This is a genomic window from Variovorax paradoxus, from assembly GCF_030815855.1.
GTDB classification, from domain to species: Bacteria; Pseudomonadota; Gammaproteobacteria; order Burkholderiales; family Burkholderiaceae_C; genus Variovorax; species Variovorax paradoxus_M.
In genome coordinates this window covers 1,766,236-1,788,541 of record NZ_JAUSXG010000001.1, presented here as the reverse complement: position 1 = coordinate 1,788,541, position 22,306 = coordinate 1,766,236, and the positions used below count along the sequence as shown (strand labels likewise).

Here is a 22,306-nt window from a genome sequence, read left to right as displayed (position 1 = left end):
GCTTATCGCGGCTCGCGCGCCGACTCAGGACAGGCTCGGAGGCGGCTGCGGATCGGTCGGTTCTTCGTTGGGCGGTGTGTTCGGCCCTTCGTCGGGCTCCACGGGCAGGTCCGGCGGAAGATCGGGATGGGTGGCCATGATCGCTCTCCTTTGCCCCGCTTGTACGCGCTCCAGTGGGGAACGCAACCGGTACTTGGCGGCAACTGGCGTCAGCACGAGCCGACAGTCGAATGCAGGCCGGACAGCAGCGCGCAAAACAAAAAGCGACTTGGGACAATCCAAGTCGCTGATTCGTTTCGGGGAATTTGGTGGGCGGTGGAGGTTTCGAACCTCCGACCCCAGCAGTGTGAATGCTGTGCTCTACCCCTGAGCTAACCGCCCTTTCAACTCTTTGGCACCACGCTGCAGTGCCTCCGAATTAATCGCGTTGCGCGAAGCCTTCGATTATGCCACAGCATTTCAGCCGTTTTGGCGAAACAGCGTGCGTCCGTTGCTGGATTTGTCGAGCTGCGACAACAGCGCCTCGTGCGCCGCAAGCTCCTGCTCGCCCGCCATGATCACCGGCAGTTCGAACTGGCTCAAGTCGATGGCGACCACGGTGGTGCCCTGCGCCGGCTCGTTCGACGACACGTCGATCAAGAGCGCGTCCTGGCCGCGCGTGAGGTTGATGTAGACGTCGGCCAGCAGCTGCGCGTCGAGCTTGGCGCCGTGAAAGGTGCGGTTCGAGCGGTCGACGCCGAAACGGTCGCACAGTGCGTCGAGCGAGTTGCGCTTGCCCGGATACACCTGCTTCGCCATGGCCAGCGTGTCGGTCACTTCGCCGACGAAGCTTCGCAGCGGCGGCAGGCCGGCCAGTTCGAGTTCCTTGTTGAGAAAGCCGACATCGAAGGCCGCGTTATGAATGATCAGCTCGGCACCGCGCAGGTACTCGACGATGTCGTTGGCCAGCGTGGCGAACTTCGGCTTGTCGCGCAAAAAGTCGGTCGTCAGGCCGTGCACCTTGAGCGCGTCTTCATGGCTCTCGCGCTCGGGGTTGAAGTAGATGTGCAGGTCGTTGCCCGTGAGCTTGCGCGCGAACAGCTCCACGCAGCCAAGCTCGATGACGCGGTCGCCGTTCTCCGCGGAGAGGCCGGTGGTTTCAGTGTCGAGGACGATCTGGCGCGACATGCGATGGCTCTTTCAATGGTTCTCTTTGGCGTGGTTGATCGAGTACTTGGGAATCTCGACCGTCACATCTTCCTGCGCCAGGATCGCCTGGCAGCTGAGGCGCGATTGTGGCTCCAGGCCCCAGGCGCGGTCGAGCAGGTCTTCCTCGCCCTCTTCGGCCTCGTTCAGCGAATTGAACCCCTGGCGCACGATGACGTGGCAGGTGGTGCAGGCGCAGCTCATCTCGCACGCGTGCTCGATGTTGATGTGATTGTCGAGCAGCGCCTCGCAGATCGAGGTACCGGCCGGCGCCGTGATTTCTGCACCCTGCGGGCAGTATTCGGGATGCGGAAATATCTTGATGGTGGGCATGTTGTTCTTAGAGGGATTCGAGCTTGCGGCCCGACAAGGCGCGCGCAATGCCGGCGTTCATGCGCTGGGCGGCAAACGCTTCGGTGTCGTTCGCCAGTGCCTTGGTGGCGCCTTCGATGGCCGCGGCATCATTGCCCTTGGCGGCTTCGCGCAGCCTGGCCATCGATGCATCGATGACGGTGCGTTCTTCTCCACCGAGCAGATCGCCGTCGGCATCGAGCGCGCTCTGCGTGGCGAGAAGCATGCGCTCGGCATCGACGCGTGCCTCGACCAGCGCGCGCGCCTGGATGTCCTGCTGCGCGGTGGAGAAGCTCTCCTGCAGCATGGTCGCGATCTGGTCGTCCGAGAGCCCGTACGACGGCTTGACCGTGACGCTGGCCTCGACGCCGCTGCCCTGCTCTTTTGCGCTGACGCTCAGCAATCCGTCTGCGTCAACGGTGAAGGTCACGCGGATGCGCGCCGCGCCCGCAGCCATCGGCGGAATGCCGCGGAGCGTGAAGCGCGCGAGGCTGCGGCAATCGACCACCAGGTCGCGCTCGCCCTGCACCACGTGCAAGGCAAGAGCCGTCTGGCCGTCCTGATAGGTGGTGAAGTCCTGCGCCATCGCCGTCGGGATGGTCTGGTTGCGCGGAACGATGCGCTCGACCAGGCCGCCCATGGTTTCGATGCCCAGCGACAGCGGAATCACGTCGAGCAACAGCAGATCGCCCGCGCCGTTGTTGCCGGCCAATTGGTTGGCCTGGATGGCAGCGCCGAGTGCCACGACTTCGTCGGGGTTCAGGTTGACGAGCGGCTCGTGGCCGAAGAAATCGGCGACCGCACGGCGGATCTGCGGCATGCGGGTGGAGCCCCCCACCAGGACGATGCCTTTCAGATCGTCGGGCTTGAGCCTTGCGTCGCGCAGCGCCTTGCGCACAGCGGCAATCGTGCGGTCGGTGAGCGGCTTCGTGGCGGTGTCGAACTGCGCGCGGGTCACTTCGACTTGAACCGCATGGCCCGCGACCTCCGCGCGGAAGGTGGCCGATTCGGAATCGGTCAACGCTTCTTTTGCGGCACGGGCGGCGACCAGCAACGCAGCCTTGTCGCCATCGCTCTCGGCGTGTGCACCGGTCTGCGCGAGCACGAAGCCGGCAAGCGCATGGTCGTAGTCATCGCCGCCGAGGGCCGAATCACCGCCGGTGGCGATCACTTCGAACACGCCCTGGGTCAGCCGAAGAATCGAAATGTCGAAGGTACCGCCGCCGAGGTCGTAGACCGCGTAGACGCCTTCGCTCGCATTGTCGAGGCCGTACGCAATGGCGGCAGCCGTCGGCTCGCTGATCAGGCGCAGCACATTGAGGCCGGCCAGTTGCGCGGCGTCCTTGGTGGCCTGGCGCTGGCCTTCGTCGAAATACGCCGGCACGGTAATGACCGCGCCGTAGAGTTCGTCGTCGAAGGTGTCTTCCGCGCGGTAGCGCAGGGTCGCCAGAATTTCAGCGCTGATTTCGACCGGCGATTTTTCGCCGGCCAGGGTCTGCACCTTCACCATGCCGCCGTCGCCGCCCTCGATGCGATACGACATCGATTCGCGGTTCGAGATGTCGGCCAGCCCCCGGCCCATGAGCCGCTTGACCGAGGTGATGGTGTTGGCGGGGTCCTGCCCGCGCGCCGCTGCGGCATCGAAGCCGATCTGCCGGCGGTCGCCCTCGAGGTAGCGCACGACCGAAGGCAGCAGCACGCGGCCTTGGTCATCCGGCAGGCATTCGGCCACGCCGTTGCGCACCGCGGCCACCAGCGAATGCGTGGTGCCGAGGTCGATGCCCACGGCAATGCGGCGCTGATGCGGGTCGGGCGCCTGGCCGGGTTCTGAAATCTGTAGAAGTGCCATAACTAGGGGCTATTGTCCCAACTGATCGAATTTGGCCTCGACATCCTGTCCGAAACGCTCAATGAACATGAGGGCTCTCACCTGCTGCGCGGCGGCCGGATAGTCGCCCTTCTCGTCGATGAGCCAGTCGAGCGATGACAGCGCACGGGCGCGGCCGGCTTCGACCTCGGCCTGCAGCTGCTCGACCGCTTCGACGTCGTCCGCGTCGTCGAGCGCCTCGCGCCACTCCATCTGCTGCATCAGGAAATCGGGCGGCATGGCCGTGTTGTTCTCGGCGTTCAGCGGCGCTCCGTTCAGTTCGCAGATGTAGCTGGCACGACGGATCGGATCCTTGAGCCGCTGGTACGCCTCGTTGATGCGGACCGACCACTGCATGGCCACGCGCTGCGCCGCGGCGCCCTGCGCGGCAAAGCGGTCCGGGTGCGCCTCGCGTTGCAGCTCTTTCCAGCGCGCGTCGAGCACGGCGCGGTCCTGCGCGAAAGTCGCGGGGACGGCGAACAGTTGAAAGTCGGTGTCGTTGAGGTTCATCAGGCTGCCTGCCGGGCCGCCCCAAAGGCGGCCTGCGCCCCCTCGGAGGGCAGTGAGGACACAAAGTGCCGAACGTGGGGGCTCATAGGGATCAAGAAAAAACCGCCAGCACATGACATGGTGGCGGCTGTTGTCGCGGTCAGCGACGGCGCATCAGATGCGAAAGCTTTCCCCGCAGCCGCAACGGTCGCGTTCGTTCGGATTGATGAACTTGAAGCCTTCGTTCAAGCCCTCGCGCACGAAGTCGAGCTGCGTGCCGTCGATGTAGGCCAGGCTCTTGGGGTCGACCAGCACCTTCACGCCATGGTCTTCGAACACCACGTCTTCGGGCGCGAACTCGTCCACGTACTCGAGCTTGTAGGCCAGGCCCGAGCAACCGGTGGTCTTCACGCCCAGCCGCACGCCCACGCCCTTGCCCCGCTTGCCGAGGTAACGGGTCACGTGGCGCGCAGCGGCTTCGGTCAACGTGACGGCCATGTCAGTGGACAGCCGCCGGCTCGGCTTCCGCCGTCTTGGCGCCGTGCTTGGCCTTGTAGTCGCTCACGGCGGCCTTGATGGCGTCTTCGGCCAGGATGGAGCAGTGAATCTTGACCGGCGGGAGAGCCAGTTCTTCGGCGATTTGCGCGTTCTTGAGCGCAGCGGCTTCGTCGAGCGTCTTTCCCTTGACCCATTCGGTCACGAGCGACGAGGAAGCGATGGCGGAGCCGCAGCCATAGGTCTTGAAGCGCGCGTCTTCGATCACGCCGGTTTCGGGGTTGACCTTGATCTGCAGCTTCATGACGTCGCCGCAGGCCGGCGCGCCGACCATGCCGGTGCCGACCGAGTCGTCGCCCTTTTCGAAGGAGCCGACGTTGCGTGGATTTTCGTAGTGGTCGATGACCTTGGAAGAATATGCCATGGTGTACCTCTCAAACTTTGTTCAATCGTGGAGCGCCGGGTGGGCCGTTCTTGTCAGTGGGCCGACCACTGGATCGTGCTGATGTCGACGCCATCCTGGAACATCTCCCACAGGGGGCTCAACTCGCGCAGCTTGGCGACGTTGTGCTTGATGGTCGAGATGGCGTAGTCGATTTCTTCTTCGGTCGTGAAACGGCCGATGGTCATGCGCAGGCTGCTGTGGGCCAGTTCGTCGCTTCGGCCCAGCGCGCGCAGCACATAGCTGGGCTCGAGGCTGGCCGAGGTGCAGGCCGAACCCGACGACACCGCCAGGCCCTTGATGCCCATGATCAGCGACTCGCCTTCGACGTAGTTGAAGCTCATGTTCAGGTTGTGCGGCACGCGCTGCTCGAGGTCGCCGTTGATGAACACCTGCTCCACGTCCTTCAGGCCGTCAAGCAGACGCTTCTGCAGGCGGCGCGCATGGGCGATGTCGTCCTTCATCTCGAGCTTGGCGATGCGGTAGGCCTCGCCCATGCCGACGATCTGGTGCGTGGGCAAGGTCCCCGAGCGCATGCCGCGCTCGTGGCCGCCGCCGTGCATCTGCGCCTCGAGGCGAATGCGCGGCTTGCGGCGCACGTACAGCGCGCCGATGCCCTTGGGGCCGTAGGTCTTGTGCGAAGCAAGGCTCATCAGGTCGATGGGCAGCTTCGTGATGTCGATGTCGACCTTGCCGGTGGCCTGGGCCGAGTCGACATGGAAGATCACGCCCTTTTCGCGGCAGACATTGCCGAGCGCGACCACGTCCTGGATCACGCCGATTTCGTTGTTCACGAACAGCACGCTGGCCAGGATGGTGTCGGGGCGGATCGCTGCCTTGAACTTGTCGAGATCGACCAAGCCGTTTTCCTCGACATCGAGGTAGGTCACTTCGAAGCCCTGGCGCTCGAGTTCGCGCATGGTGTCGAGCACGGCCTTGTGCTCGGTCTTCAGGGTGATCAGGTGCTTGCCCTTGCCCTTGTAGAACTGGGCCGCGCCCTTGAGCGCGAGGTTGATCGACTCGGTGGCGCCAGAGGTCCAGACGATTTCACGCGGGTCGGCATTGATCAGGTCTGCCACCTGGCCGCGCGCCTTCTCGACCGCCTCTTCCGCTTCCCAGCCCCAGGCGTGGCTGCGCGATGCCGGGTTGCCGAAATGTTCGCGCAACCAGGGAATCATGGCGTCGACCACACGCGGGTCGACGGGCGTCGTGGCGCCGTAATCGAGATAGATCGGGAAATGAGGAGTGACGTCCATGGCTGGCTCGGGCTGGCGTGGGGGGTTGTTTCTTTGATCTGCGCTTCTGGTGGCAGCGCCCGCAGGCGCGCCACAACTCAGGGCATCAGGACTTCGCGAACACGTTGCCGAGGGCAAAGACCGAGTTCGGCGCGTTCACGCGAATCGGCTTGACCACCGGCTGCGCGGAAATGGCGCGCTTGACGACCGGCTTGTTCTCGATCTGCACACCCTTGGCGATCTGGTCGTCGACCAGCTTTTGCAGCGTGACCGAATCGAGAAACTCGACCATGCGCTGGTTCAGCGACGCCCAGAGCTCGTGCGTCATGCAGCGGCCGGCTTCGCCGAGGCAGTTTTCCTTGCCGCCGCACTGCGTGGCATCGATGGGCTCATCGACGGAAACAATGATGTCTGCGACGGTGATATCCGCAGCCTTGCGGCCGAGGCTGTAGCCGCCGCCGGGGCCGCGGGTCGACTCGACCAGCTCGTGGCGGCGCAGTTTGCCGAACAGCTGTTCGAGGTACGACAACGAAATCTGCTGCCGCTGGCTGATCGCAGCCAGCGTGACCGGACCGGTGTTCTGGCGCAGCGCCAGGTCGATCATTGCTGTGACCGCAAAACGGCCTTTGGTAGTGAGACGCATCGCAAGCTCCTTCAAGTGCTTACCGTTGAAATGACACCTTGGCCTGGGGCTGTGGTGACTTCGTCTCCGCCCTGCCCGACCCCTGACGCTGGTGAACCAGCCGGTGGGATCGGTCCTTCATCGCGAAGTTCTTTTTTGTTGTTGAGTATTTCGGTCAAGTATAGCAGAAGGCCCTGGAGTTTGCTCGGGTAAACCCCAGCGCAAACCGCTTGAAGAAACCGGAACCCCGTCTCAGGACGGCAGAACGGCGATGTTGTCTCCGCCGGAGGCGCCAAAAGCCTGTTCCCGCAGCAGCGCCAATTGGTCGCGCACCCGCGCCGCCTTCTCGAATTCGAGGTTGCGGGCGTGCTCGAGCATGAGCTTCTCCAGGCGCTTGATCTCCCGGGCGATGTCTTTCTCGCTCATGTCCTCGACCTTGGCGCGCTCCAGGTCGAGCTTGGCCATTTCCTTGCCCGTCTTTTCGCTGTAGACGCCGTCGATCAGGTCGCGCACCTGCTTGACGATGCTGCGCGGCGTGATGCCGTTGGCCTCGTTATGGGCAATTTGCCGCGTGCGGCGGCGCTCGGTTTCGCCGATGGCCTTTTTCATCGACTCGGTCATCCGATCGGCATAGAGGATGGCCTTGCCGTTCAGGTTGCGGGCCGCCCGGCCGATGGTCTGGATCAGCGAGCGCTCGGCGCGCAGGAAGCCCTCCTTGTCGGCATCCAGGATGGCGACCAGCGAAACCTCCGGAATATCCAGGCCTTCGCGCAGCAGGTTGATGCCCACCAGCACGTCGAAAGTGCCCAGGCGCAGGTCGCGCAGGATTTCCACCCGCTCCACCGTGTCGACGTCGCTGTGCAGGTAGCGCACCTTCACTCCGTTGTCGCCCAGGTAGTCGGTCAGCTGCTCGGCCATGCGCTTGGTCAGCGTGGTGATCAGCACGCGTTCGTTCTTCTCGACGCGGATGCGGATTTCGCCTAGCACGTCGTCGACCTGGTGCGTTGCGGGGCGCACCTCGACCTCGGGGTCGATCAGGCCGGTCGGCCGGACCAGTTGCTCGACCACGTTGCCGGCATGGTCCTTCTCGTACTGGGCGGGCGTGGCCGAAACGAAGATGCACTGGCGCATGCGGGTCTCAAACTCCTCCAGCTTGAGCGGCCGGTTGTCCAGCGCGCTCGGCAGCCGGAAGCCGTATTCGACCAGCGTGGTCTTGCGTGCCCGGTCGCCGTTGTACATGGCGCTGAGTTGGCCGACCATCTGATGGCTCTCGTCGAGGAACATCAGCGCGTCCTTCGGCAGGTAGTCGGTCAGCGTGGCGGGCGGCTGGCCCGGCGCGGCGCCCGAGAGGTGGCGCGTGTAGTTCTCGATGCCCTTGCAGTGGCCGATTTCGGCCAGCATTTCCAGGTCGAAACGGGTGCGCTGCTCCAGCCGCTGCGCCTCGACGAGCTTGCCCTGGCTGACGAATTCCTTGAGCCGCTCGGCCAGCTCGATCTTGATGGTTTCCACCGCGCCCAGCACCTTGTCGCGCGGCGTCACATAGTGGCTCGACGGGTACACGGTGAAGCGCGGAATCTTCTGGCGAATGCGGCCCGTGAGCGGGTCGAACAGCTGCAGCGTCTCGATTTCGTCGTCGAACAGCTCGATGCGGATCGCCAGTTCGCTGTGCTCGGCCGGAAACACGTCGATGGTGTCGCCGCGCACGCGGAAAGTGCCGCGCGAAAAATCCTGCTCGTTGCGGGTGTACTGCATGCGAATCAGCCGCCCGATCACGTCGCGCTGGCCGATCTTGTCGCCCACCCGCATGATGAAACGCATCTGCGTGTAGTCCTCGGGCGTGCCGATGCCGTAAATGGCGCTTACCGTGGCCACGATGACCGTGTCGCGCCGCTCCAGCACGCTCTTGGTGGCCGATAGCCGCATCTGCTCGATGTGCTCGTTGATCGACGAGTCCTTCTCGATGAACAGGTCGCGCTGGGGCACATAGGCCTCCGGCTGGTAATAGTCGTAATAGCTTACGAAATATTCGACCGCGTTCTTCGGGAAGAACTCGCGAAATTCGCTGTAGAGCTGCGCCGCCAGCGTCTTGTTGGGGGCAAACACGATGGCCGGGCGGCCGAGCCGCGCAATCACGTTGGCCATGGTGAAGGTCTTGCCCGAGCCGGTCACGCCCAGCAGCGTCTGGAACACCTCGCCGTCGAGAACGCCGTCCACCAGCCCGTCGATGGCCTTCGGCTGGTCGCCGGCCGGCGGGTAAGGCTGGAAGAGCTCAAAAGGCGAATCGGGATATTTGATGAATTCGCCCTGCTTCGCGGGACCGATCGGGTCCAGTTTCTTCAGGTCTGCTATGGCTTCGTTGTTCTCTGGCATGGCTGTTCCCGACAGGTGGCGATGGCGCCGGTAAAATTCAAGGCAACCGGAAAGCGTAGCGCAAGTCCGGTTGCCAGCGAAGCTTTCATCCCAAAGGACCTTTCCATGTCTATGTTCACCGCGGTCGAGATGGCACCGCGCGACCCGATCCTCGGCCTCAACGAGCAATTTGCCGCCGACACCAACCCCAACAAGGTCAACCTCGGCGTCGGCGTCTATTACGACGACAACGGCAAGCTGCCCCTGCTCCAGTGCGTGCAGGCCGCCGAACAGAACATGATGAAAGCGCCCACCGCCCGCGGCTACCTGCCGATCGACGGCATCGTGGCGTACGACAACGCGGTCAAGGGCCTGGTCTTCGGCGCGGACAGCGAGCCCGTGCAGTCGGGCCGCGTGGCCACGGTGCAGGGCATCGGCGGCACCGGCGGCCTCAAGGTCGGGGCCGACTTCCTGAAGAAGCTCAACCCCAACGCCAAGGTGCTCATCAGCGACCCGAGCTGGGAAAACCACCGCGCGCTGTTCACCAACGCGGGCTTCGAGGTCGAAAGCTATCCCTACTACGACGCGGCCAAGCGCGGCGTCAATTTCGACGGCATGCTGGCCGCCCTGAACGCGGCGCCCGCCGGCACCATCGTGGTGCTGCACGCCTGCTGCCACAACCCGACCGGCTACGACATCACCCCGGCGCAGTGGGACCAGGTGGTGGCTGCGGTCAAGGCCCGGAACCTCGTGCCCTTCCTCGACATGGCCTACCAGGGCTTCGGCTACGGCCTGAAGGAAGACGGCGCCGCCGTTGCCAAGTTCGTCGATGCCGGCCTGACCTTCTTCGTCTCGACCTCTTTCTCCAAGAGCTTCAGCCTGTACGGCGAACGCGTGGGCGCCCTTTCAGTGCTGTGCGAGAACAAGGAAGAAGCCGGGCGCGTGCTGTCGCAGCTCAAGATCGCCATCCGCACCAACTACAGCAATCCGCCGATCCACGGCGGCGCCGTAGTGGCCGCGGTGCTCGGCAACCCCGAGCTGCGCGCCCTGTGGGAAAAGGAACTCGGCGAAATGCGCGTGCGCATCAAGGCCATGCGCCAGACGCTGGTCGACGGCCTCAAGGCCGCCGGCGTGAAGCAGGACATGAGCTTCATCACCACGCAGATCGGCATGTTCAGCTACTCGGGCCTCAGCAAGGACCAGATGGTGCGCCTGCGCAACGAATTCGGCGTGTACGGCACCGACACCGGCCGCATGTGCGTGGCCGCGCTCAACAGCAAGAACATCGACTACGTTTGCGCGTCGATCGCCAAAGTCATCTAGGTGACAGCAGAGCGTGAGGGAATCCGTTTTGCGACGATTCCTTCACGCTCCTTGACGGGAAGACCCTCACGGCGCGGCCGATCTAGGGTTTGGCCCCCTGCATCGCCGCAAATGCGCTGATATATTGCACTGCAACATTTCACTCCAACACCAGCGATGCTTTATCAACTCTACGAAGCCCAGCGTTCCTTGATGGAACCGTTTTCGGATTTCGCCCAAGCGGCTTCCAAGCTCTACGGCCAAGGCGCGGTGTGGGGCCAGTTGCCCATGGCGCAGCGCATGGCGGCCGGCTACGACCTGCTCTATCGGTTGGGCAAGGACTACGAGAAGCCGGAGTTCAACATCAAGTCGGTGAAGGTCGACGGCAACGACGTGGTGATCCAGGAAGTCGTCGAGCTCGACAAGCCCTTCTGCGAGTTGCGCCGCTTCAAGCGCTTCACCGACGAGCCGCACACCCTCAAGACGCTCAAGAGCCAGCCCGTGGTGCTGATCGTGGCGCCGCTCTCGGGCCACTACGCCACACTGCTGCGCGACACCGTGCGCACCATGCTGCAGGACCACAAGGTCTACATCACCGATTGGAAAAACGCACGCCTCGTGCCCCTGTCGGAAGGCGAGTTCCACCTCGACGACTACGTCAACTACGTGCAGGAGTTCATCCGCCGGCTGCAGGCCGAGTACGGCAACTGCCACGTGGTGAGCGTGTGCCAGCCCACGGTGCCGGTGCTGGCCGCCGTGTCGCTCATGGCAAGCCGCGGCGAGCCGCTGCCACTCACCATGACGATGATGGGCGGCCCCATCGACGCGCGCAAGTCGCCCACCGCGGTGAACAACCTGGCGATGAACAAGAGCTACGAGTGGTTCGAGAACAACGTCATCTACCGCGTGCCGCAGGGCTTTGCCGGAGAAGGCCGCCGCGTGTACCCGGGCTTCCTGCAGCACACCGGCTTCGTGGCAATGAACCCCGACCGCCATGCCAGCAGCCACTACGACTATTTCAAGGACCTGATCAAGGGCGACGACGCGAGCGCCGAAGCCCACCGCAAGTTCTACGACGAGTACAACGCCGTGCTCGACATGGACGCCGACTATTACCTGGACACCATTCGCACGGTGTTCCAGCAGTTCGAACTCGTGAACGGCACCTGGGACGTGAAGAACCCCAAGGGCCAGATCGAACGCGTGCGCCCGCAGGACATTCACTCCACGGCCCTGCTCACCGTCGAAGGCGAGCTCGACGACATCTCGGGCTCGGGCCAGACCGAGGCCGCGCACAGCCTGTGCACCGGCATCGACGACGCGCAGCGCGAGCATTACGAAGTCAAGGGTGCGGGCCACTATGGCATCTTCAGCGGCCGCCGCTGGCGCGAACTGGTCTATCCCAAAATGCTGAAGTTCATCGCGGCGCACGACAAGCCCCAGAGGCGCGCCGGGGCACGCGAGGCCCTGCCGGCCGAAGACCGCATCAAGCCCGGGCGGAAAATGGCTGCCGTTGCAGCCACCAAGAATGTCGCAGCCAGGAAAGCGGTGGCGGTTGCCCCCGTGAAGAAGCCCGCGGCACGCAGGAAGTGAACGGGCTGGCCGCACGCATTCACGATGCACTGCCGCAAACGCAGTGCACGCGTTGCGGCTACCCCGATTGCGCGGGCTATGCGCAAGCCGTGGCCGACGGCGAAGCGGGCATCAACCAGTGCCCGCCGGGCGGCACAGAAGGCATTGCCAGGCTGGCACAGCTCACGGGTCGCGAACCGCTGCCGCTCGATCCCAAGTTCGGCACCGAAGGCCCGCGCGCCATGGCAGTCATCGACGAAGCCTGGTGCATCGGTTGCACGCTTTGTCTCGATGCCTGTCCCACCGATGCCATCCTGGGCATCAACAAGCGCATGCACACGGTGATCGACGCGCACTGCACCGGCTGCGAACTCTGCATTCCGGTCTGCCCGGTCGATTGCATTTCTCTCGAAGTCGAAACGCCCGGCCGCACCGGTTGGCACGCGTGGTCGCAGGCGCAGGCAGAAGCCGCCCTGCAACGCTACAAGCTCCACGGCGAGCACCGCCGCACCGACAAGCGCCAGGGCGAAGAAGCGCCCTCGGCCGCCGAGCCGCACGCGGCCGATACGCGCAAGCGGTCCATCGTCGAAGCCGCACTGGCGCGTGCCCGCGCCGCATCGCAGCAACGTCCACCCGCCGCCAAACCATGACACTCGACACCTTGCTCATCTACGCGTTCGCCTCGCTCGCGTTGGCCGTCATTCCCGGCCCCACGATGCTGCTGGCGCTGTCCAACGGCATCGAGGGCGGCATGCGCCGCGCGAGCTGGGGCATTGCCGGCGCGTCGCTCGGCAGCGTGACGTTGATCGCGGTGGTCGCGCTCGGGCTCGGCTCGCTGCTCGCGGCGTCGGAGTTGCTCTTCAACGCGATCCGCGTGGCCGGTGTCGCCTACCTCGTCTGGCTCGGTGTCAAGCTCTGGCGCAGCGAAGCCTCCGACCTCGGCGCCGCTCTGGCCAAGTCGGCCATCGAGGTTCGGCCGCATGGCCGGGTCGCGCTCATGCGCAGCCTGCTCGTGGCGCTGTCGAACCCCAAGACCGTGCTGTTCTTCGCGGCCTTTCTGCCGCAATTCATCGATATCGCCAAGCCGCAAGGCGCGCAGTACCTTCTGCTGGGTTCGATCTTCGTGGCACTCGACACCTGCGTGATGCTGGCCTATGCGGCCGCTGGAACGCAGGCCGTGCGCTGGCTTTCGCGGCGCGGTCTCAAGGTGCTGAACCGCAGCTGCGCGGCCGGCATGTGGCTGCTTGCCGCCACCCTCGCGTTTTGGCGCCGTCCCGGAACCTGAGCGGCAGGCACGCGGCTGCGCTCTCTCAATTCGTCTTCGCGCGCTTGAAGAGCAGCAACAGCACCCCCGCCAGCACGACCGCTACCGCGTACCACTCGAAGCGCGTCACGGTCTCGTTGGCGATCCACACGCCCAGCAGCATCGCGATCACCGGGTTCACGAAGGTGTAGCTTGCGGCCAGCGCGGCCGGCGCCTTCGCGAGCAGCACCATGTAGGCGTTGAACGCGATCAGCGAACCGAACACCACGAGGTAGAGCCATGCCCACACGGCCTCGGGTTCCGGCGGCCATGCCAGGCTCTCGCGCGAGACCGCGGCGAGCACCAGCAAGACCGCCCCGCCGCAAATCATCTCGCTCGCGAAACCCATCGCACCGGGCGCGAGCGGCAGGCTGCGCTGGCTCAGCACGCTGCCCATGGACCAGCAGATGCAGGCAATCGAAATTGCCGCCAGGCCCGCAGGGGACGACTGGAATCCGCTGCCCTGCGTCAGCATCAGCACGCCGATGAGCCCGAGCGCAATGCCGGCCGCCTCCATGCGCGTCGGCTTGATGCCCCAGATCAGGTTCAGCAAGGCGATCAAGAGCGGCACCACCGCGATGAAGGCCACCACGAGGCCCGAGCCGATGGTCACCTCGGCATGCGCCGTGCCGCCCATGCCGCCGCCCAGCATCAACGCGCCCACGACGAGCGCGTTGCGCCACTGCAGCCGCGAAGGCCATGCAGCGCCGCGCCAACGCATCCATGCCGCCAGCAGCAGCCCTGCAAACAGAAAGCGCGATCCCATCTGCAGGAACGGCGGGAAGCTGATCAGCGCGTACTTGATCGCAAGGTAGGTCGAACCCCAGACCACCCAGGTGGCGGCGAGGCAAAGCCACAGCAAAGGCGGCAGCGCGCCGCGGGCGGCACACGGCGCGGCCTGGGCGGGAGAAGAAGCAAGAGTCGGCATATCGAGAAGCCTCTGTTTTGTTGGTACTGAAGTGCCGCCCATGGTATGAAAGCCATCTCACAAGAACCATGGACATTTCACGGTTCTGCCGATTCCCTACCGTTGAATTGAAGGAGTTCCATGGACTTCACCTTGAACCCCGCGCTGGATGCCCACGACACCCGCATCCTGGCCGAACTGCAGAGTGACGCGCGGCTCACGATGGCCGAACTCGGCCGCCGCGTACACCTGAGCCAGCCGGCCGTGACCGAGCGGGTCAAAAAGCTGGAGTCCGCGGGCGTGATCAGCGGCTACCGCGCCACCGTCAACCTGGGCAAACTGGGCTACGGCATCCGCGCGATCATCCGGGTGGGCCGGGCCGACTACGCGCGCGTGGTGGAACTGGTGCAGCAGACGCCAGAGTGCGTCAATGCCTACAACGTGACCGGCGACGACAGCTGGATTCTGGAGATTGCGGTCATCGACGTGAGCCACCTCGACGCGGTGGTCACCAAGTTCTGCATCCTCACCGAGACGGCGACCTCGATCATCCTGAACCCGGCGCGCGAGCACCAGCCGATGCTGCCGCCGCACCGCTCGGATGTGCGGCCGCCGATCAAGAAGGTGCTCAACGCGTAGTTGAAACAGCGAGCGCGCTGAAGGCTGCCACCACCTCGGGCGGCGCCTGGACCATCTCGATCAGCACGCCCTCCCCGGCGATCGGGAATTCGTCGCTCGCCTTCGGATGCAGAAAGCAGATGTCGAAACCCGCCGCGCCCTTGCGGATGCCGCCGGGCGCAAAGCGCACGCCTTGCGCGGTGAGCCATTCGACGGCCTTGGGCAGGTCGTCGATCCACAGCCCTACGTGATTGAGCGGCGTTGCGTGCACCGCAGGTTTCTTTTCCGGGTCCAGCGGCTGCATCAGGTCGACCTCGACCTTGAACGGCCCGCTGCCCATCGAGCAGATGTCCTCGTCGACGTTTTCGCGTTCGCTCTTGAACGTGCCCGTGACTTCGAGTCCCAGCATGTCGACCCAGAGCTTCTGCAGCCGCTGCTTGTCAGGCCCGCCGATGGCGATCTGCTGAATGCCCAGCACCTTGAAGGGACGCGGCGCGGCCGTCATGCGCAGGCCCCGGCTTCTTCGGTGGCGGTGGTGCGGCGCGCCTGTAGCCCCAGCTTGCGCAGCAGCTCCACGTCGGCCTCCACATCGGGGTTGCCGGTCACCAGCAGCTTGTCGCCGTAGAAGATCGAGTTCGCGCCGGCCATGAAGCACAGTGCCTGCACCGCATCGCCCATCTGCTGGCGCCCGGCCGAGAGCCGCACGCGCGCGGTGGGCATCGTGATGCGAGCGACCGCGATCATGCGCACGAAGTCGAAGGGATCGACCGGCTCCGAATCGGCCAGAGGCGTGCCGGGCACGCGCACCAGGCTGTTGATCGGCACCGACTCGGGGTACGGATTCAGGTTGGCCAATTGCGCGATCAGCCCCGCGCGGTGCACCGGCTGCTCGCCCATGCCAACGATGCCGCCGCAGCACACGCTGATGCCGGCGCTGCGCACATGGGCCAGCGTGTCGAGCCGGTCCTGGTAGGTGCGCGTGTCGACGATGTCGGTGTAGTAATCGGGAGCGGTGTCGAGATTGTGGTTGTAGTAGTCGAGGCCGGCGGCCTTGAGCTGGTGCGCATGGTGCGGCTCCAGCATGCCGAGCGTGGCGCAGGTCTGCAGGCCGAGCCCCTTCACTGCTTCGACCAGCACGGCCACCTTCTCCACGTCGCGGTCCTTCGGCGCGCGCCATGCGGCCCCCATGCAGAAGCGCGTGGCGCCGGCGTCCTTGGCGGCTTGCGCGGCGCGCAGCACCTCGTCGACCTCCATGAGCTTCTGCGCCTTCACGCCGGTATCGAACTCGGCCGACTGCGGGCAATAGCCGCAGTTCTCGGGGCAGCCACCGGTCTTGACCGAGAGCAGCGTCGCCAGTTCGATGTCGCCTTCGGGGAAATGCCGGCGGTGCACGGTCTGCGCTTCGAACAACAGGTCCATCAGCGGCTTGTCGAACAGCGCCTGGATCGCCTCGACCGACCATGGGCCTTGCGGCGTCACCGGCTTTGCGGGCCGGCGCAGCGTGACAGGCGCCGAGATGGGCGTTTCAAAAAAAAGATCGGGGGTCGTCATATCAATGAAAGTCTTTCATAACTGCGCGAGGCGTTGCCTGTTCGGGAAACACCGCGGAACCGGCTTCGCCGGGCCGCAGGTGTTGCCCCCGGAAGGGGGTTGGAGAAGCGACACGGAGTGCGCGAAGCCTGGGGGTGAGCTTTATTCAAACTCCAGAATGATTTGATCGACGGCGAGCGACTCGCCCTTGCCCGCCGACACCTTGCCCACCACGCCGTCTTGCGTGGCGAACAGTACGTTTTCCATTTTCATGGCTTCGATGACGGCGAGCTTCTCGCCGGCACGCACCTGCTGGCCCGGCTGCACCGACACCTCGACCAGTAACCCCGGCATCGGCGACATCAGATACTTGCTGAGGTCCGGCGGCGCCTTGTAGGGCATCAGTTCGAGCAGCCGCGCACCCAACGGCGACAGCACCATGGCCTCGATCTGCGTGCCGTCGTGCGACACGCGCAGCGCCAGCGGATTCTTGCCCGCACCGCGCTCGACCTGCGCGGTGAAGGGCTTGTCGTTGAACATGCCCTGCACGCGAATCGCACCGAGCGCGAAGCTGCTGTCGATCTTGTAGTTCCTGTCGCCCACCGCCACGGCGCTCGCGCCGGTCTTGCCGTGGAAGTCCGTGACCGAAACGGGGTGGTGTACATGCTTGCCTTCCGGCCCCAGTTCCACCACCACGAATTGCTCGCCCACCTTCACGCCATGCCCTTCGAGCTGTCCGCTGATGCCCGAGGCACGCGCGCGATAGCGGCGGTGCACATAGGCCGCGAGTGCAACGAGGAATGAAGGATCGGCATGCGGCACATCTTCGGCGTGGAAGCCCTTGCCGTAGTTCTCGGCAATGAAGCCGGTGTTGAAATCGCCGGCCACGAATTTCGGATGCGCGAGCAGCGCGGCCTGGAACGGGATGTTGCTGCTGATGCCGCGAATCACGAAGCCGTTGAGCGCCTCGCGCATGCGGGCGATCGCATGTTGGCGGTCCTTGCCGTGCACGATCAGCTTGGCAATCATCGAGTCGTAGTACATCGGGATCTCGCCGCCGTCGTACACGCCGGTGTCCACGCGCACGCCGTTCAGGTGCTCGATGTCACTCGCGAACATGGTCTCGGCCGGCGGCTGGAACTTCACGAGACGGCCGGTCGAAGGCAGGAAGTTGCGGAACGGATCTTCGGCATTGATGCGGCACTCGATGGCCCACCCGTTCCGTTTCACTTCGGCCTGCGTGAGCGGCAGCTTCTCGCCGGCCGCGACACGGATCATCAGCTCGACCAGATCGAGCCCCGTGATGCATTCGGTGACCGGATGCTCCACCTGCAGCCGCGTGTTCATCTCGAGAAAGTAGAAGCTCTGGTCCTTGCCGACCACGAACTCCACCGTGCCCGCGCTCTGGTAGTTCACGGCCTTGGCCAGTTGCACCGCCTGCTCGCCCATCGCCTTGCGCGTCTCGTCGCTGATGAAGGGAGAAGGAGCCTCTTCAATCACCTTCTGGTGCCGGCGCTGGATCGAGCATTCACGCTCGTTCAGGTAAATGACATTGCCGTGCGAATCGCCGAGCACCTGGATCTCGATGTGGCGCGGCTCCTCGACGAACTTCTCGATGAACACGCGGTCGTCGCCGAAGCTGCCCAGCGCCTCGTTGCGGCACGAGGTGAAGCCCTCGAAGGCCTCCTTGTCGTTGTAGGCCACGCGCAGGCCCTTGCCGCCGCCGCCCGCCGAGGCCTTGATCATCACCGGGTAGCCGATGTCCTTGGCGATTTCGACGGCGCGCTCGGCCGTCTCGATGGCGTCGTTCCAGCCCGGAATGGTGTTGACCTTGGCTTCGTTCGCGAGCTTCTTCGAGGCGATCTTGTCGCCCATGGCCGCGATGGAATAGTGCTTCGGCCCGATGAAGGCAATGCCCTCTTCCTCGACCTTGCGCGCGAAGGCTTCGTTCTCCGACAGGAAGCCGTAGCCCGGGTGCACGGCTTCGGCACCGGTCTGCTTGCAGGCCGCGATGATGCGGTCGGCCTGAAGATAGCTCTCGCGGCTCGGCGCGGCGCCGATGTGCACGGCCTCGTCGGCCAGTTCGACGTGGCGGGCTTCCTTGTCGGCGTCGGAATAGACGGCGACCGTGAGGATGCCCATCTTCTTGGCGGTCTGGATGACGCGGCAGGCAATCTCGCCGCGATTGGCGATCAGGATTTTCTTGAACATACTGAATCCGTTTTTTTACTGACCGCCTCAGCGGTTGATGAACATCGAATAGACCGGCTGCGCTTGCGAGCGATCGACGAACACATAAGCCGTGCCATCGGAGCAGAAATTTGCGACCTCGGCGATGTCGCCACCCGCCAGATCGACCCAGTTGTCGATCTGCAGGAACAGGCGCCCCGCGGGCACCTGCTGCGCACCGTTGGCCGTCCAGTACGGCACGCCGCCGCTCTTCGTGCGCCAGGCGCTTGCCCAGTCGTGGGGATAAGCGACTTCTTCGGGGAGCTCGGAGTGGCTCTGGTAGTCGTAGAAGGCCTTCTCCAGTTCCGGCGGCGCGCCATCGTCGTCGGCGCGCCAGCCTGTGATCGCAATCTCGCGCAGCAATACAGGCATTCCATCGACGGCATCCGAGGGCGGCGCGGTCGGTGCGTCGGCTAATTCGCCGCGTTGCACGACGAATGCAGCATTGGCACCCGCGTCGTGTTCCCAGAAGCTGCAGATGCTGTCCCACTCGCACTTGAACAGGAACAGCACCTCCCCGCTTGCAAGCGGCAGCGCGTCGCCATCCGCAGGCAGTTGCGCCAGATGGCTCATGGGCCGCTGGCATTCACGGCAAACGGGCCAAAGGCGCGGCGGCAAGCCCCAAGGCAGGCCGCCCAGCTTGGGAACCAGTCCAGGTTCCGCGCCGTCGCGAAACTGGGGGTAATGGCTGCGCATGCGAATCAGAGGGGAATGTTCCCGTGCTTGCGCCACGGGTTCTCGAGCTTCTTGTCGCGCAGCATCACCAGCGAGCGGCAGATGCGCTTGCGCGTCTCGTGCGGCAGGATCACGTCGTCGATGTAGCCGCGGGCACTCGCCACATAAGGGTTTGCGAAGCGCGCCTTGTATTCGGCTTCGCGCGCAGCCAGCTTCTCGGGGTCGTTCTTGTCTTCGCGGAAGATGATTTCCACCGCGCCCTTGGCGCCCATCACCGCGATCTCGGCGCGCGGCCAGGCCAGGTTGACGTCGCCGCGCAAATGCTTGGAAGCCATCACGTCGTAGGCACCGCCATAAGCCTTGCGCGTGATGACGGTGATCTTGGGCACGGTGCATTCGGCGTATGCATAGAGCAGCTTGGCGCCGTGCTTGATGATGCCGCCGTACTCCTGGCCCGTGCCGGGCATGAAGCCGGGCACATCGACGAAGGTGATGACGGGGATGTTGAACGCATCGCAGAAGCGCACGAAGCGCGCCGCCTTGATGCTGCTCTTGATGTCCAGGCAACCCGCGAGCACCAGCGGCTGGTTGGCCACGATGCCGACCGTCTGGCCTTCCATGCGCGCAAAGCCGATCACGATGTTCTTCGCATAGTCGGGCTGCAGCTCGAAGAAGTCGCCGTCGTCCACCACCTTGAGGATCAGCTCCTTGATGTCGTAGGGCTTGTTCGGGTTGTCGGGCACCAGCGTGTCGAGCGAGTAGTCGGGCCGGTCGGCCGGGTCGCCCTGGCCGTTGTTGCCCAGGCGCACCGGTGGCTTCTCGCGGTTGTTGAGCGGCAGGTAGTTGTACAGGCGGCGCAGCATCATGAGCGCCTCGACATCGTTCTCGAACGCCATGTCGGCCACGCCGCTGCGCGTGGTGTGGGTGACTGCGCCGCCGAGCTCCTCGGCCGTGACGGTCTCGTGCGTCACGGTCTTCACGACATCGGGACCGGTGACGAACATGTAGCTCGAATCCTTCACCATGAAGATGAAGTCGGTCATGGCGGGCGAATACACCGCGCCACCCGCGCAGGGGCCCATGATCATGCTGATCTGCGGCACCACACCCGAGGCCATCACATTGCGCTGGAACACGTCGGCGTAGCCACCGAGCGAAGCGACGCCTTCCTGGATGCGCGCACCGCCCGAATCGTTGAGGCCGATGACGGGTGCACCGACCTTCATGGCCTGGTCCATCACCTTGCAGATTTTCTCGGCATGCGCTTCGCTGAGCGCGCCGCCGAAGACGGTGAAGTCCTGGCTGTACACGAAGACCAGGCGGCCGTTGATCATTCCGTAGCCGGTGACCACGCCGTCGCCCGGAATCTTCTGCTCGGCCATGCCGAAATCGACCGAGCGGTGCTCGACGAACATGTCCCACTCTTCAAAGGTGTTGTCGTCCAGCAGCAGCTCTATGCGCTCGCGCGCCGTGAGCTTGCCCTTGGCGTGCTGCGCGTCGATGCGCTTCTGTCCGCCGCCGAGGCGCGCCTGAGCGCGGCGCTTTTCGAGTTGTTCGATCAGTTCTTGCATGGTGTGCTTCCGAAGCTGTGGTCCTGAATTTCGTGTGTTGTCATGGCTTGGCGGGGATGGCGGCCGCCGCGAGCAACTGGCGTGCCGCCGTCGATGCGGGGAGTGAACCCTCTGCGACCTGCTGAGTGAGTTGCGGCAGCAGCCCGCGCACTTGCGGGTGGTGCCTGAAGGCCTGCTTGAGGCCGGCGTCGATGCGCTCCCACATCCACGCGGTCGCCTGTTTTTCGCGCCGCTTCGCGAGCTTGCCGTTGGCGGCCTGCAGCGTCTTGAACTGCGTGACGGCGTCCCAGAAAGCATCGACACCGGTGCCCGCCAGCGCGCTGAGCTGCAGCACCTTGGGCAGCCAGAAGCGGACCTCCGCGCCGCTGTGCGCGTCATGCACCGCGTGCGCGTGATCCGGATTGCCCTGGTGCCCGAAAAGGCGCAGGGCAGAGGTGATCTGCGCCTGGGCGCGCGTGGCGGCGTCCTTGTCGAGGTCGGCCTTGTTGATGACGACGAGGTCGGCCAGCTCCATCACGCCCTTCTTGATGGCCTGCAGGTCGTCGCCCGCGTTGGGCAACTGCATCAGCACGAACATGTCGGTCATGCCGGCCACGGCGGTTTCGCTCTGGCCCACGCCCACGGTCTCGACAATGACGATGTCGTAGCCCGCGGCCTCGCACACCAGCATGGCCTCGCGCGTCTTCTCGGCCACGCCGCCGAGCGTGCCGCTCGACGGGCTGGGCCGGATGTACGCGCGCTCATGCACCGAGAGCTGCTCCATGCGCGTCTTGTCGCCGAGGATGGAGCCGCCGGAAACGGTGGACGACGGATCGATGGTGAGCACCGCCACGCGGTGGCCCTTGCCGATCAGCAGCAGGCCCAGCGTTTCGATGAAGGTCGATTTGCCGACACCGGGAACGCCCGAGATGCCGAGGCGGAATGACTGACCGGTGCGCGGCAGCAGCGCCGTGAGCAATTCGTCGGCCTGCGCGCGGTGATCGTCACGGGTCGATTCGAGCAGCGTGATCGCCTTGGCAATGGCGCGGCGCTGCTTCATGCCGTCCGGCTCGGCAATGGCGCGTTCAAGGGCCTCCGCCGACTTCAGCACGCATCCTCCGAGGCTACGCGCCAGCGGTAGTGCAGATCGACGCCCTCTTCGCCTTCGAGCACGAAGCCGTGCCGCAAATAGAAGCGGTTGGCATCGCTCTGCACGAGCGCGGTGAGCTTGATGTCCAGCCGCTGTACACGCGCCTGCGACTTGGCCCATTGCAGCACCCATTCGCCGATGCCCAGGCCCTGGAATCCGGTGCGCAGGTACAGATGGTCGAGCCGCAGCGCATCCGGGTCTTCGGGCTTGAGCGTGACGAAGCCGATGCGCAGGTCGCCATCGAGCACGATATGGTGCATGTAGGGCACGACGAAACCGGCAGTCAGCCGTTCGCGTGAACGCGCGGGGTCGAAGCGCCCGACGCGCTCCAGGCTGGGGCGCATCGCATCGATGCGCAAGGCCAGCATGGCTTCGAAATCGCTGGAATCCACAGGCTGCAGCGACAGCCGCGACAGGAGATCGCCCACGTTGCTG

General features: G+C 64.8%; 23 protein-coding genes and 1 tRNA gene. 5 read left to right on the top strand and 19 right to left on the bottom strand.

What is annotated here, in order from left to right; all coding sequences use genetic code 11:
* Positions 1 to 24: 24 nt before the first annotated feature.
* The 11 genes from QFZ42_RS08285 to uvrB form a co-directional block, all read right to left on the bottom strand.
* Positions 25 to 138, bottom strand: a complete 114-nt coding sequence (locus tag QFZ42_RS08285; protein WP_307700504.1) for a stereocilin — start codon at positions 136 to 138, stop codon at positions 25 to 27.
* A 168-nt stretch (positions 139 to 306) separates the two neighbouring features.
* Positions 307 to 381 (bottom strand) — tRNA-Val (locus QFZ42_RS08280).
* 78 nt (positions 382 to 459) lie between these two features.
* Positions 460 to 1,167, bottom strand: a complete 708-nt coding sequence (dnaQ, locus tag QFZ42_RS08275; protein WP_307700503.1) for a DNA polymerase III subunit epsilon — start codon at positions 1,165 to 1,167, stop codon at positions 460 to 462.
* A 12-nt stretch (positions 1,168 to 1,179) separates the two neighbouring features.
* Positions 1,180 to 1,518, bottom strand: a complete 339-nt coding sequence (gene fdx, locus QFZ42_RS08270) for an ISC system 2Fe-2S type ferredoxin (RefSeq protein WP_126747248.1) — start codon at positions 1,516 to 1,518, stop codon at positions 1,180 to 1,182.
* A 7-nt stretch (positions 1,519 to 1,525) separates the two neighbouring features.
* Positions 1,526 to 3,385 carry a Fe-S protein assembly chaperone HscA gene (gene hscA, locus QFZ42_RS08265; RefSeq protein WP_307700502.1) on the bottom strand — a complete coding sequence of 620 codons (1,860 nt, stop codon included), beginning with the start codon at positions 3,383 to 3,385 and terminating at the stop codon, positions 1,526 to 1,528.
* A gap of 9 nt (positions 3,386 to 3,394) precedes the next feature.
* The gene (hscB, locus tag QFZ42_RS08260) at positions 3,395 to 3,913 is read right to left on the bottom strand and encodes a Fe-S protein assembly co-chaperone HscB (RefSeq protein ID WP_307700501.1); all 519 of its coding nucleotides are present in this window, start codon (positions 3,911 to 3,913) and stop codon (positions 3,395 to 3,397) included.
* Positions 3,914 to 4,066: 153 nt separating this feature from the next.
* A complete protein-coding gene (gene iscA, locus QFZ42_RS08255) occupies positions 4,067 to 4,390 on the bottom strand; it encodes an iron-sulfur cluster assembly protein IscA (protein ID WP_012747263.1) in 324 nt (107 codons plus the stop codon).
* Position 4,391: 1 nt separating this feature from the next.
* A complete protein-coding gene (gene iscU, locus QFZ42_RS08250) occupies positions 4,392 to 4,811 on the bottom strand; it encodes a Fe-S cluster assembly scaffold IscU (protein ID WP_307700500.1) in 420 nt (139 codons plus the stop codon).
* 53 nt (positions 4,812 to 4,864) lie between these two features.
* The gene (locus QFZ42_RS08245; protein ID WP_307700499.1) at positions 4,865 to 6,085 is read right to left on the bottom strand and encodes an IscS subfamily cysteine desulfurase; all 1,221 of its coding nucleotides are present in this window, start codon (positions 6,083 to 6,085) and stop codon (positions 4,865 to 4,867) included.
* 85 nt (positions 6,086 to 6,170) lie between these two features.
* Positions 6,171 to 6,707: a Fe-S cluster assembly transcriptional regulator IscR gene (gene iscR / locus QFZ42_RS08240; protein WP_093237517.1), complete on the bottom strand. Its 537-nt coding sequence runs from the start codon at positions 6,705 to 6,707 to the stop codon at positions 6,171 to 6,173.
* Positions 6,708 to 6,938: 231 nt separating this feature from the next.
* The gene (uvrB, locus tag QFZ42_RS08235; protein WP_307700498.1) at positions 6,939 to 9,056 is read right to left on the bottom strand and encodes an excinuclease ABC subunit UvrB; all 2,118 of its coding nucleotides are present in this window, start codon (positions 9,054 to 9,056) and stop codon (positions 6,939 to 6,941) included.
* Between the two features lie 105 nt (positions 9,057 to 9,161).
* On the opposite strand from uvrB, the gene QFZ42_RS08230 reads away from it, so the two are divergent.
* From QFZ42_RS08230 to QFZ42_RS08215, 4 genes are all read left to right on the top strand, one after another.
* Positions 9,162 to 10,358 carry an amino acid aminotransferase gene (locus QFZ42_RS08230; protein ID WP_307700497.1) on the top strand — a complete coding sequence of 399 codons (1,197 nt, stop codon included), beginning with the start codon at positions 9,162 to 9,164 and terminating at the stop codon, positions 10,356 to 10,358.
* A gap of 156 nt (positions 10,359 to 10,514) precedes the next feature.
* On the top strand, positions 10,515 to 11,930 hold the full coding sequence (locus QFZ42_RS08225; protein ID WP_307700496.1) for a polyhydroxyalkanoate depolymerase: 1,416 nt from the start codon (positions 10,515 to 10,517) through the stop codon (positions 11,928 to 11,930).
* Entirely contained in the window at positions 11,927 to 12,559 is a 633-nt protein-coding gene (locus QFZ42_RS08220) for an RnfABCDGE type electron transport complex subunit B (RefSeq protein WP_307700495.1), read from the top strand. Before QFZ42_RS08225 ends, QFZ42_RS08220 begins: the two co-directional genes overlap by 4 nt.
* Complete coding sequence (locus QFZ42_RS08215) at positions 12,556 to 13,194, top strand: LysE family translocator (RefSeq protein WP_307700494.1); 639 nt, start codon at positions 12,556 to 12,558, stop codon at positions 13,192 to 13,194. Before QFZ42_RS08220 ends, QFZ42_RS08215 begins: the two co-directional genes overlap by 4 nt.
* A 25-nt stretch (positions 13,195 to 13,219) precedes the next feature.
* Here QFZ42_RS08215 and yedA read toward each other — a convergent pair whose 3' ends face one another.
* Positions 13,220 to 14,140 (bottom strand): drug/metabolite exporter YedA, encoded by a 921-nt coding sequence (yedA, locus tag QFZ42_RS08210; RefSeq protein ID WP_307700493.1) that lies wholly within the window; start codon positions 14,138 to 14,140, stop codon positions 13,220 to 13,222.
* A gap of 120 nt (positions 14,141 to 14,260) precedes the next feature.
* On the opposite strand from yedA, the gene QFZ42_RS08205 reads away from it, so the two are divergent.
* Positions 14,261 to 14,758: an Lrp/AsnC family transcriptional regulator gene (locus tag QFZ42_RS08205; protein ID WP_307700492.1), complete on the top strand. Its 498-nt coding sequence runs from the start codon at positions 14,261 to 14,263 to the stop codon at positions 14,756 to 14,758.
* Here QFZ42_RS08205 and QFZ42_RS08200 read toward each other — a convergent pair.
* The 7 genes from QFZ42_RS08200 to QFZ42_RS08170 all read right to left on the bottom strand — a co-directional run bounded on the left by QFZ42_RS08200 (position 14,748) and on the right by QFZ42_RS08170 (position 22,299).
* The gene (locus QFZ42_RS08200) at positions 14,748 to 15,242 is read right to left on the bottom strand and encodes a VOC family protein (RefSeq protein ID WP_307700491.1); all 495 of its coding nucleotides are present in this window, start codon (positions 15,240 to 15,242) and stop codon (positions 14,748 to 14,750) included. The genes QFZ42_RS08205 and QFZ42_RS08200 overlap by 11 nt on opposite strands.
* Positions 15,239 to 16,288 carry a biotin synthase BioB gene (gene bioB, locus QFZ42_RS08195; protein ID WP_307700490.1) on the bottom strand — a complete coding sequence of 350 codons (1,050 nt, stop codon included), beginning with the start codon at positions 16,286 to 16,288 and terminating at the stop codon, positions 15,239 to 15,241. The genes QFZ42_RS08200 and bioB overlap by 4 nt, the downstream gene beginning before the upstream one ends.
* 141 nt (positions 16,289 to 16,429) lie before the next feature.
* Positions 16,430 to 18,478 (bottom strand): acetyl-CoA carboxylase biotin carboxylase subunit, encoded by a 2,049-nt coding sequence (accC, locus tag QFZ42_RS08190; protein ID WP_307700489.1) that lies wholly within the window; start codon positions 18,476 to 18,478, stop codon positions 16,430 to 16,432.
* Between the two features lie 27 nt (positions 18,479 to 18,505).
* Entirely contained in the window at positions 18,506 to 19,069 is a 564-nt protein-coding gene (locus QFZ42_RS08185; protein ID WP_307700488.1) for a hypothetical protein, read from the bottom strand.
* 128 nt (positions 19,070 to 19,197) lie between these two features.
* Positions 19,198 to 20,742: an acyl-CoA carboxylase subunit beta gene (locus QFZ42_RS08180; RefSeq protein ID WP_307700487.1), complete on the bottom strand. Its 1,545-nt coding sequence runs from the start codon at positions 20,740 to 20,742 to the stop codon at positions 19,198 to 19,200.
* A gap of 40 nt (positions 20,743 to 20,782) precedes the next feature.
* Complete coding sequence (gene meaB / locus QFZ42_RS08175) at positions 20,783 to 21,832, bottom strand: methylmalonyl Co-A mutase-associated GTPase MeaB (protein WP_307700486.1); 1,050 nt, start codon at positions 21,830 to 21,832, stop codon at positions 20,783 to 20,785.
* Positions 21,826 to 22,299, bottom strand: coding sequence for a GNAT family N-acetyltransferase (locus QFZ42_RS08170; protein ID WP_307700485.1), 474 nt, complete (start codon positions 22,297 to 22,299; stop codon positions 21,826 to 21,828). Before QFZ42_RS08170 ends, meaB begins: the two co-directional genes overlap by 7 nt.
* Positions 22,300 to 22,306 lie beyond the last annotated feature (7 nt).

What these genes read in the sequence shown, in the direction of transcription:
- QFZ42_RS08285 (WP_307700504.1), bottom strand. Translation starts at nt 138, where the DNA reads ATGGCCACCCATCCCGATCTTCCGCCGGACCTGCCCGTGGAGCCCGAC.
- dnaQ (WP_307700503.1), bottom strand. Translation starts at nt 1,167, where the DNA reads ATGTCGCGCCAGATCGTCCTCGACACTGAAACCACCGGCCTCTCCGCG.
- fdx (WP_126747248.1), bottom strand. Translation starts at nt 1,518, where the DNA reads ATGCCCACCATCAAGATATTTCCGCATCCCGAATACTGCCCGCAGGGT.
- hscA (WP_307700502.1), bottom strand. Translation starts at nt 3,385, where the DNA reads ATGGCACTTCTACAGATTTCAGAACCCGGCCAGGCGCCCGACCCGCAT.
- hscB (WP_307700501.1), bottom strand. Translation starts at nt 3,913, where the DNA reads ATGAACCTCAACGACACCGACTTTCAACTGTTCGCCGTCCCCGCGACT.
- iscA (WP_012747263.1), bottom strand. Translation starts at nt 4,390, where the DNA reads ATGGCCGTCACGTTGACCGAAGCCGCTGCGCGCCACGTGACCCGTTAC.
- iscU (WP_307700500.1), bottom strand. Translation starts at nt 4,811, where the DNA reads ATGGCATATTCTTCCAAGGTCATCGACCACTACGAAAATCCACGCAAC.
- QFZ42_RS08245 (WP_307700499.1), bottom strand. Translation starts at nt 6,085, where the DNA reads ATGGACGTCACTCCTCATTTCCCGATCTATCTCGATTACGGCGCCACG.
- iscR (WP_093237517.1), bottom strand. Translation starts at nt 6,707, where the DNA reads ATGCGTCTCACTACCAAAGGCCGTTTTGCGGTCACAGCAATGATCGAC.
- uvrB (WP_307700498.1), bottom strand. Translation starts at nt 9,056, where the DNA reads ATGCCAGAGAACAACGAAGCCATAGCAGACCTGAAGAAACTGGACCCG.
- QFZ42_RS08230 (WP_307700497.1), top strand. Translation starts at nt 9,162, where the DNA reads ATGTCTATGTTCACCGCGGTCGAGATGGCACCGCGCGACCCGATCCTC.
- QFZ42_RS08225 (WP_307700496.1), top strand. Translation starts at nt 10,515, where the DNA reads ATGCTTTATCAACTCTACGAAGCCCAGCGTTCCTTGATGGAACCGTTT.
- QFZ42_RS08215 (WP_307700494.1), top strand. Translation starts at nt 12,556, where the DNA reads ATGACACTCGACACCTTGCTCATCTACGCGTTCGCCTCGCTCGCGTTG.
- yedA (WP_307700493.1), bottom strand. Translation starts at nt 14,140, where the DNA reads ATGCCGACTCTTGCTTCTTCTCCCGCCCAGGCCGCGCCGTGTGCCGCC.
- QFZ42_RS08205 (WP_307700492.1), top strand. Translation starts at nt 14,261, where the DNA reads ATGGACTTCACCTTGAACCCCGCGCTGGATGCCCACGACACCCGCATC.
- QFZ42_RS08200 (WP_307700491.1), bottom strand. Translation starts at nt 15,242, where the DNA reads ATGACGGCCGCGCCGCGTCCCTTCAAGGTGCTGGGCATTCAGCAGATC.
- bioB (WP_307700490.1), bottom strand. Translation starts at nt 16,288, where the DNA reads ATGACGACCCCCGATCTTTTTTTTGAAACGCCCATCTCGGCGCCTGTC.
- accC (WP_307700489.1), bottom strand. Translation starts at nt 18,478, where the DNA reads ATGTTCAAGAAAATCCTGATCGCCAATCGCGGCGAGATTGCCTGCCGC.
- QFZ42_RS08185 (WP_307700488.1), bottom strand. Translation starts at nt 19,069, where the DNA reads ATGAGCCATCTGGCGCAACTGCCTGCGGATGGCGACGCGCTGCCGCTT.
- QFZ42_RS08180 (WP_307700487.1), bottom strand. Translation starts at nt 20,742, where the DNA reads ATGCAAGAACTGATCGAACAACTCGAAAAGCGCCGCGCTCAGGCGCGC.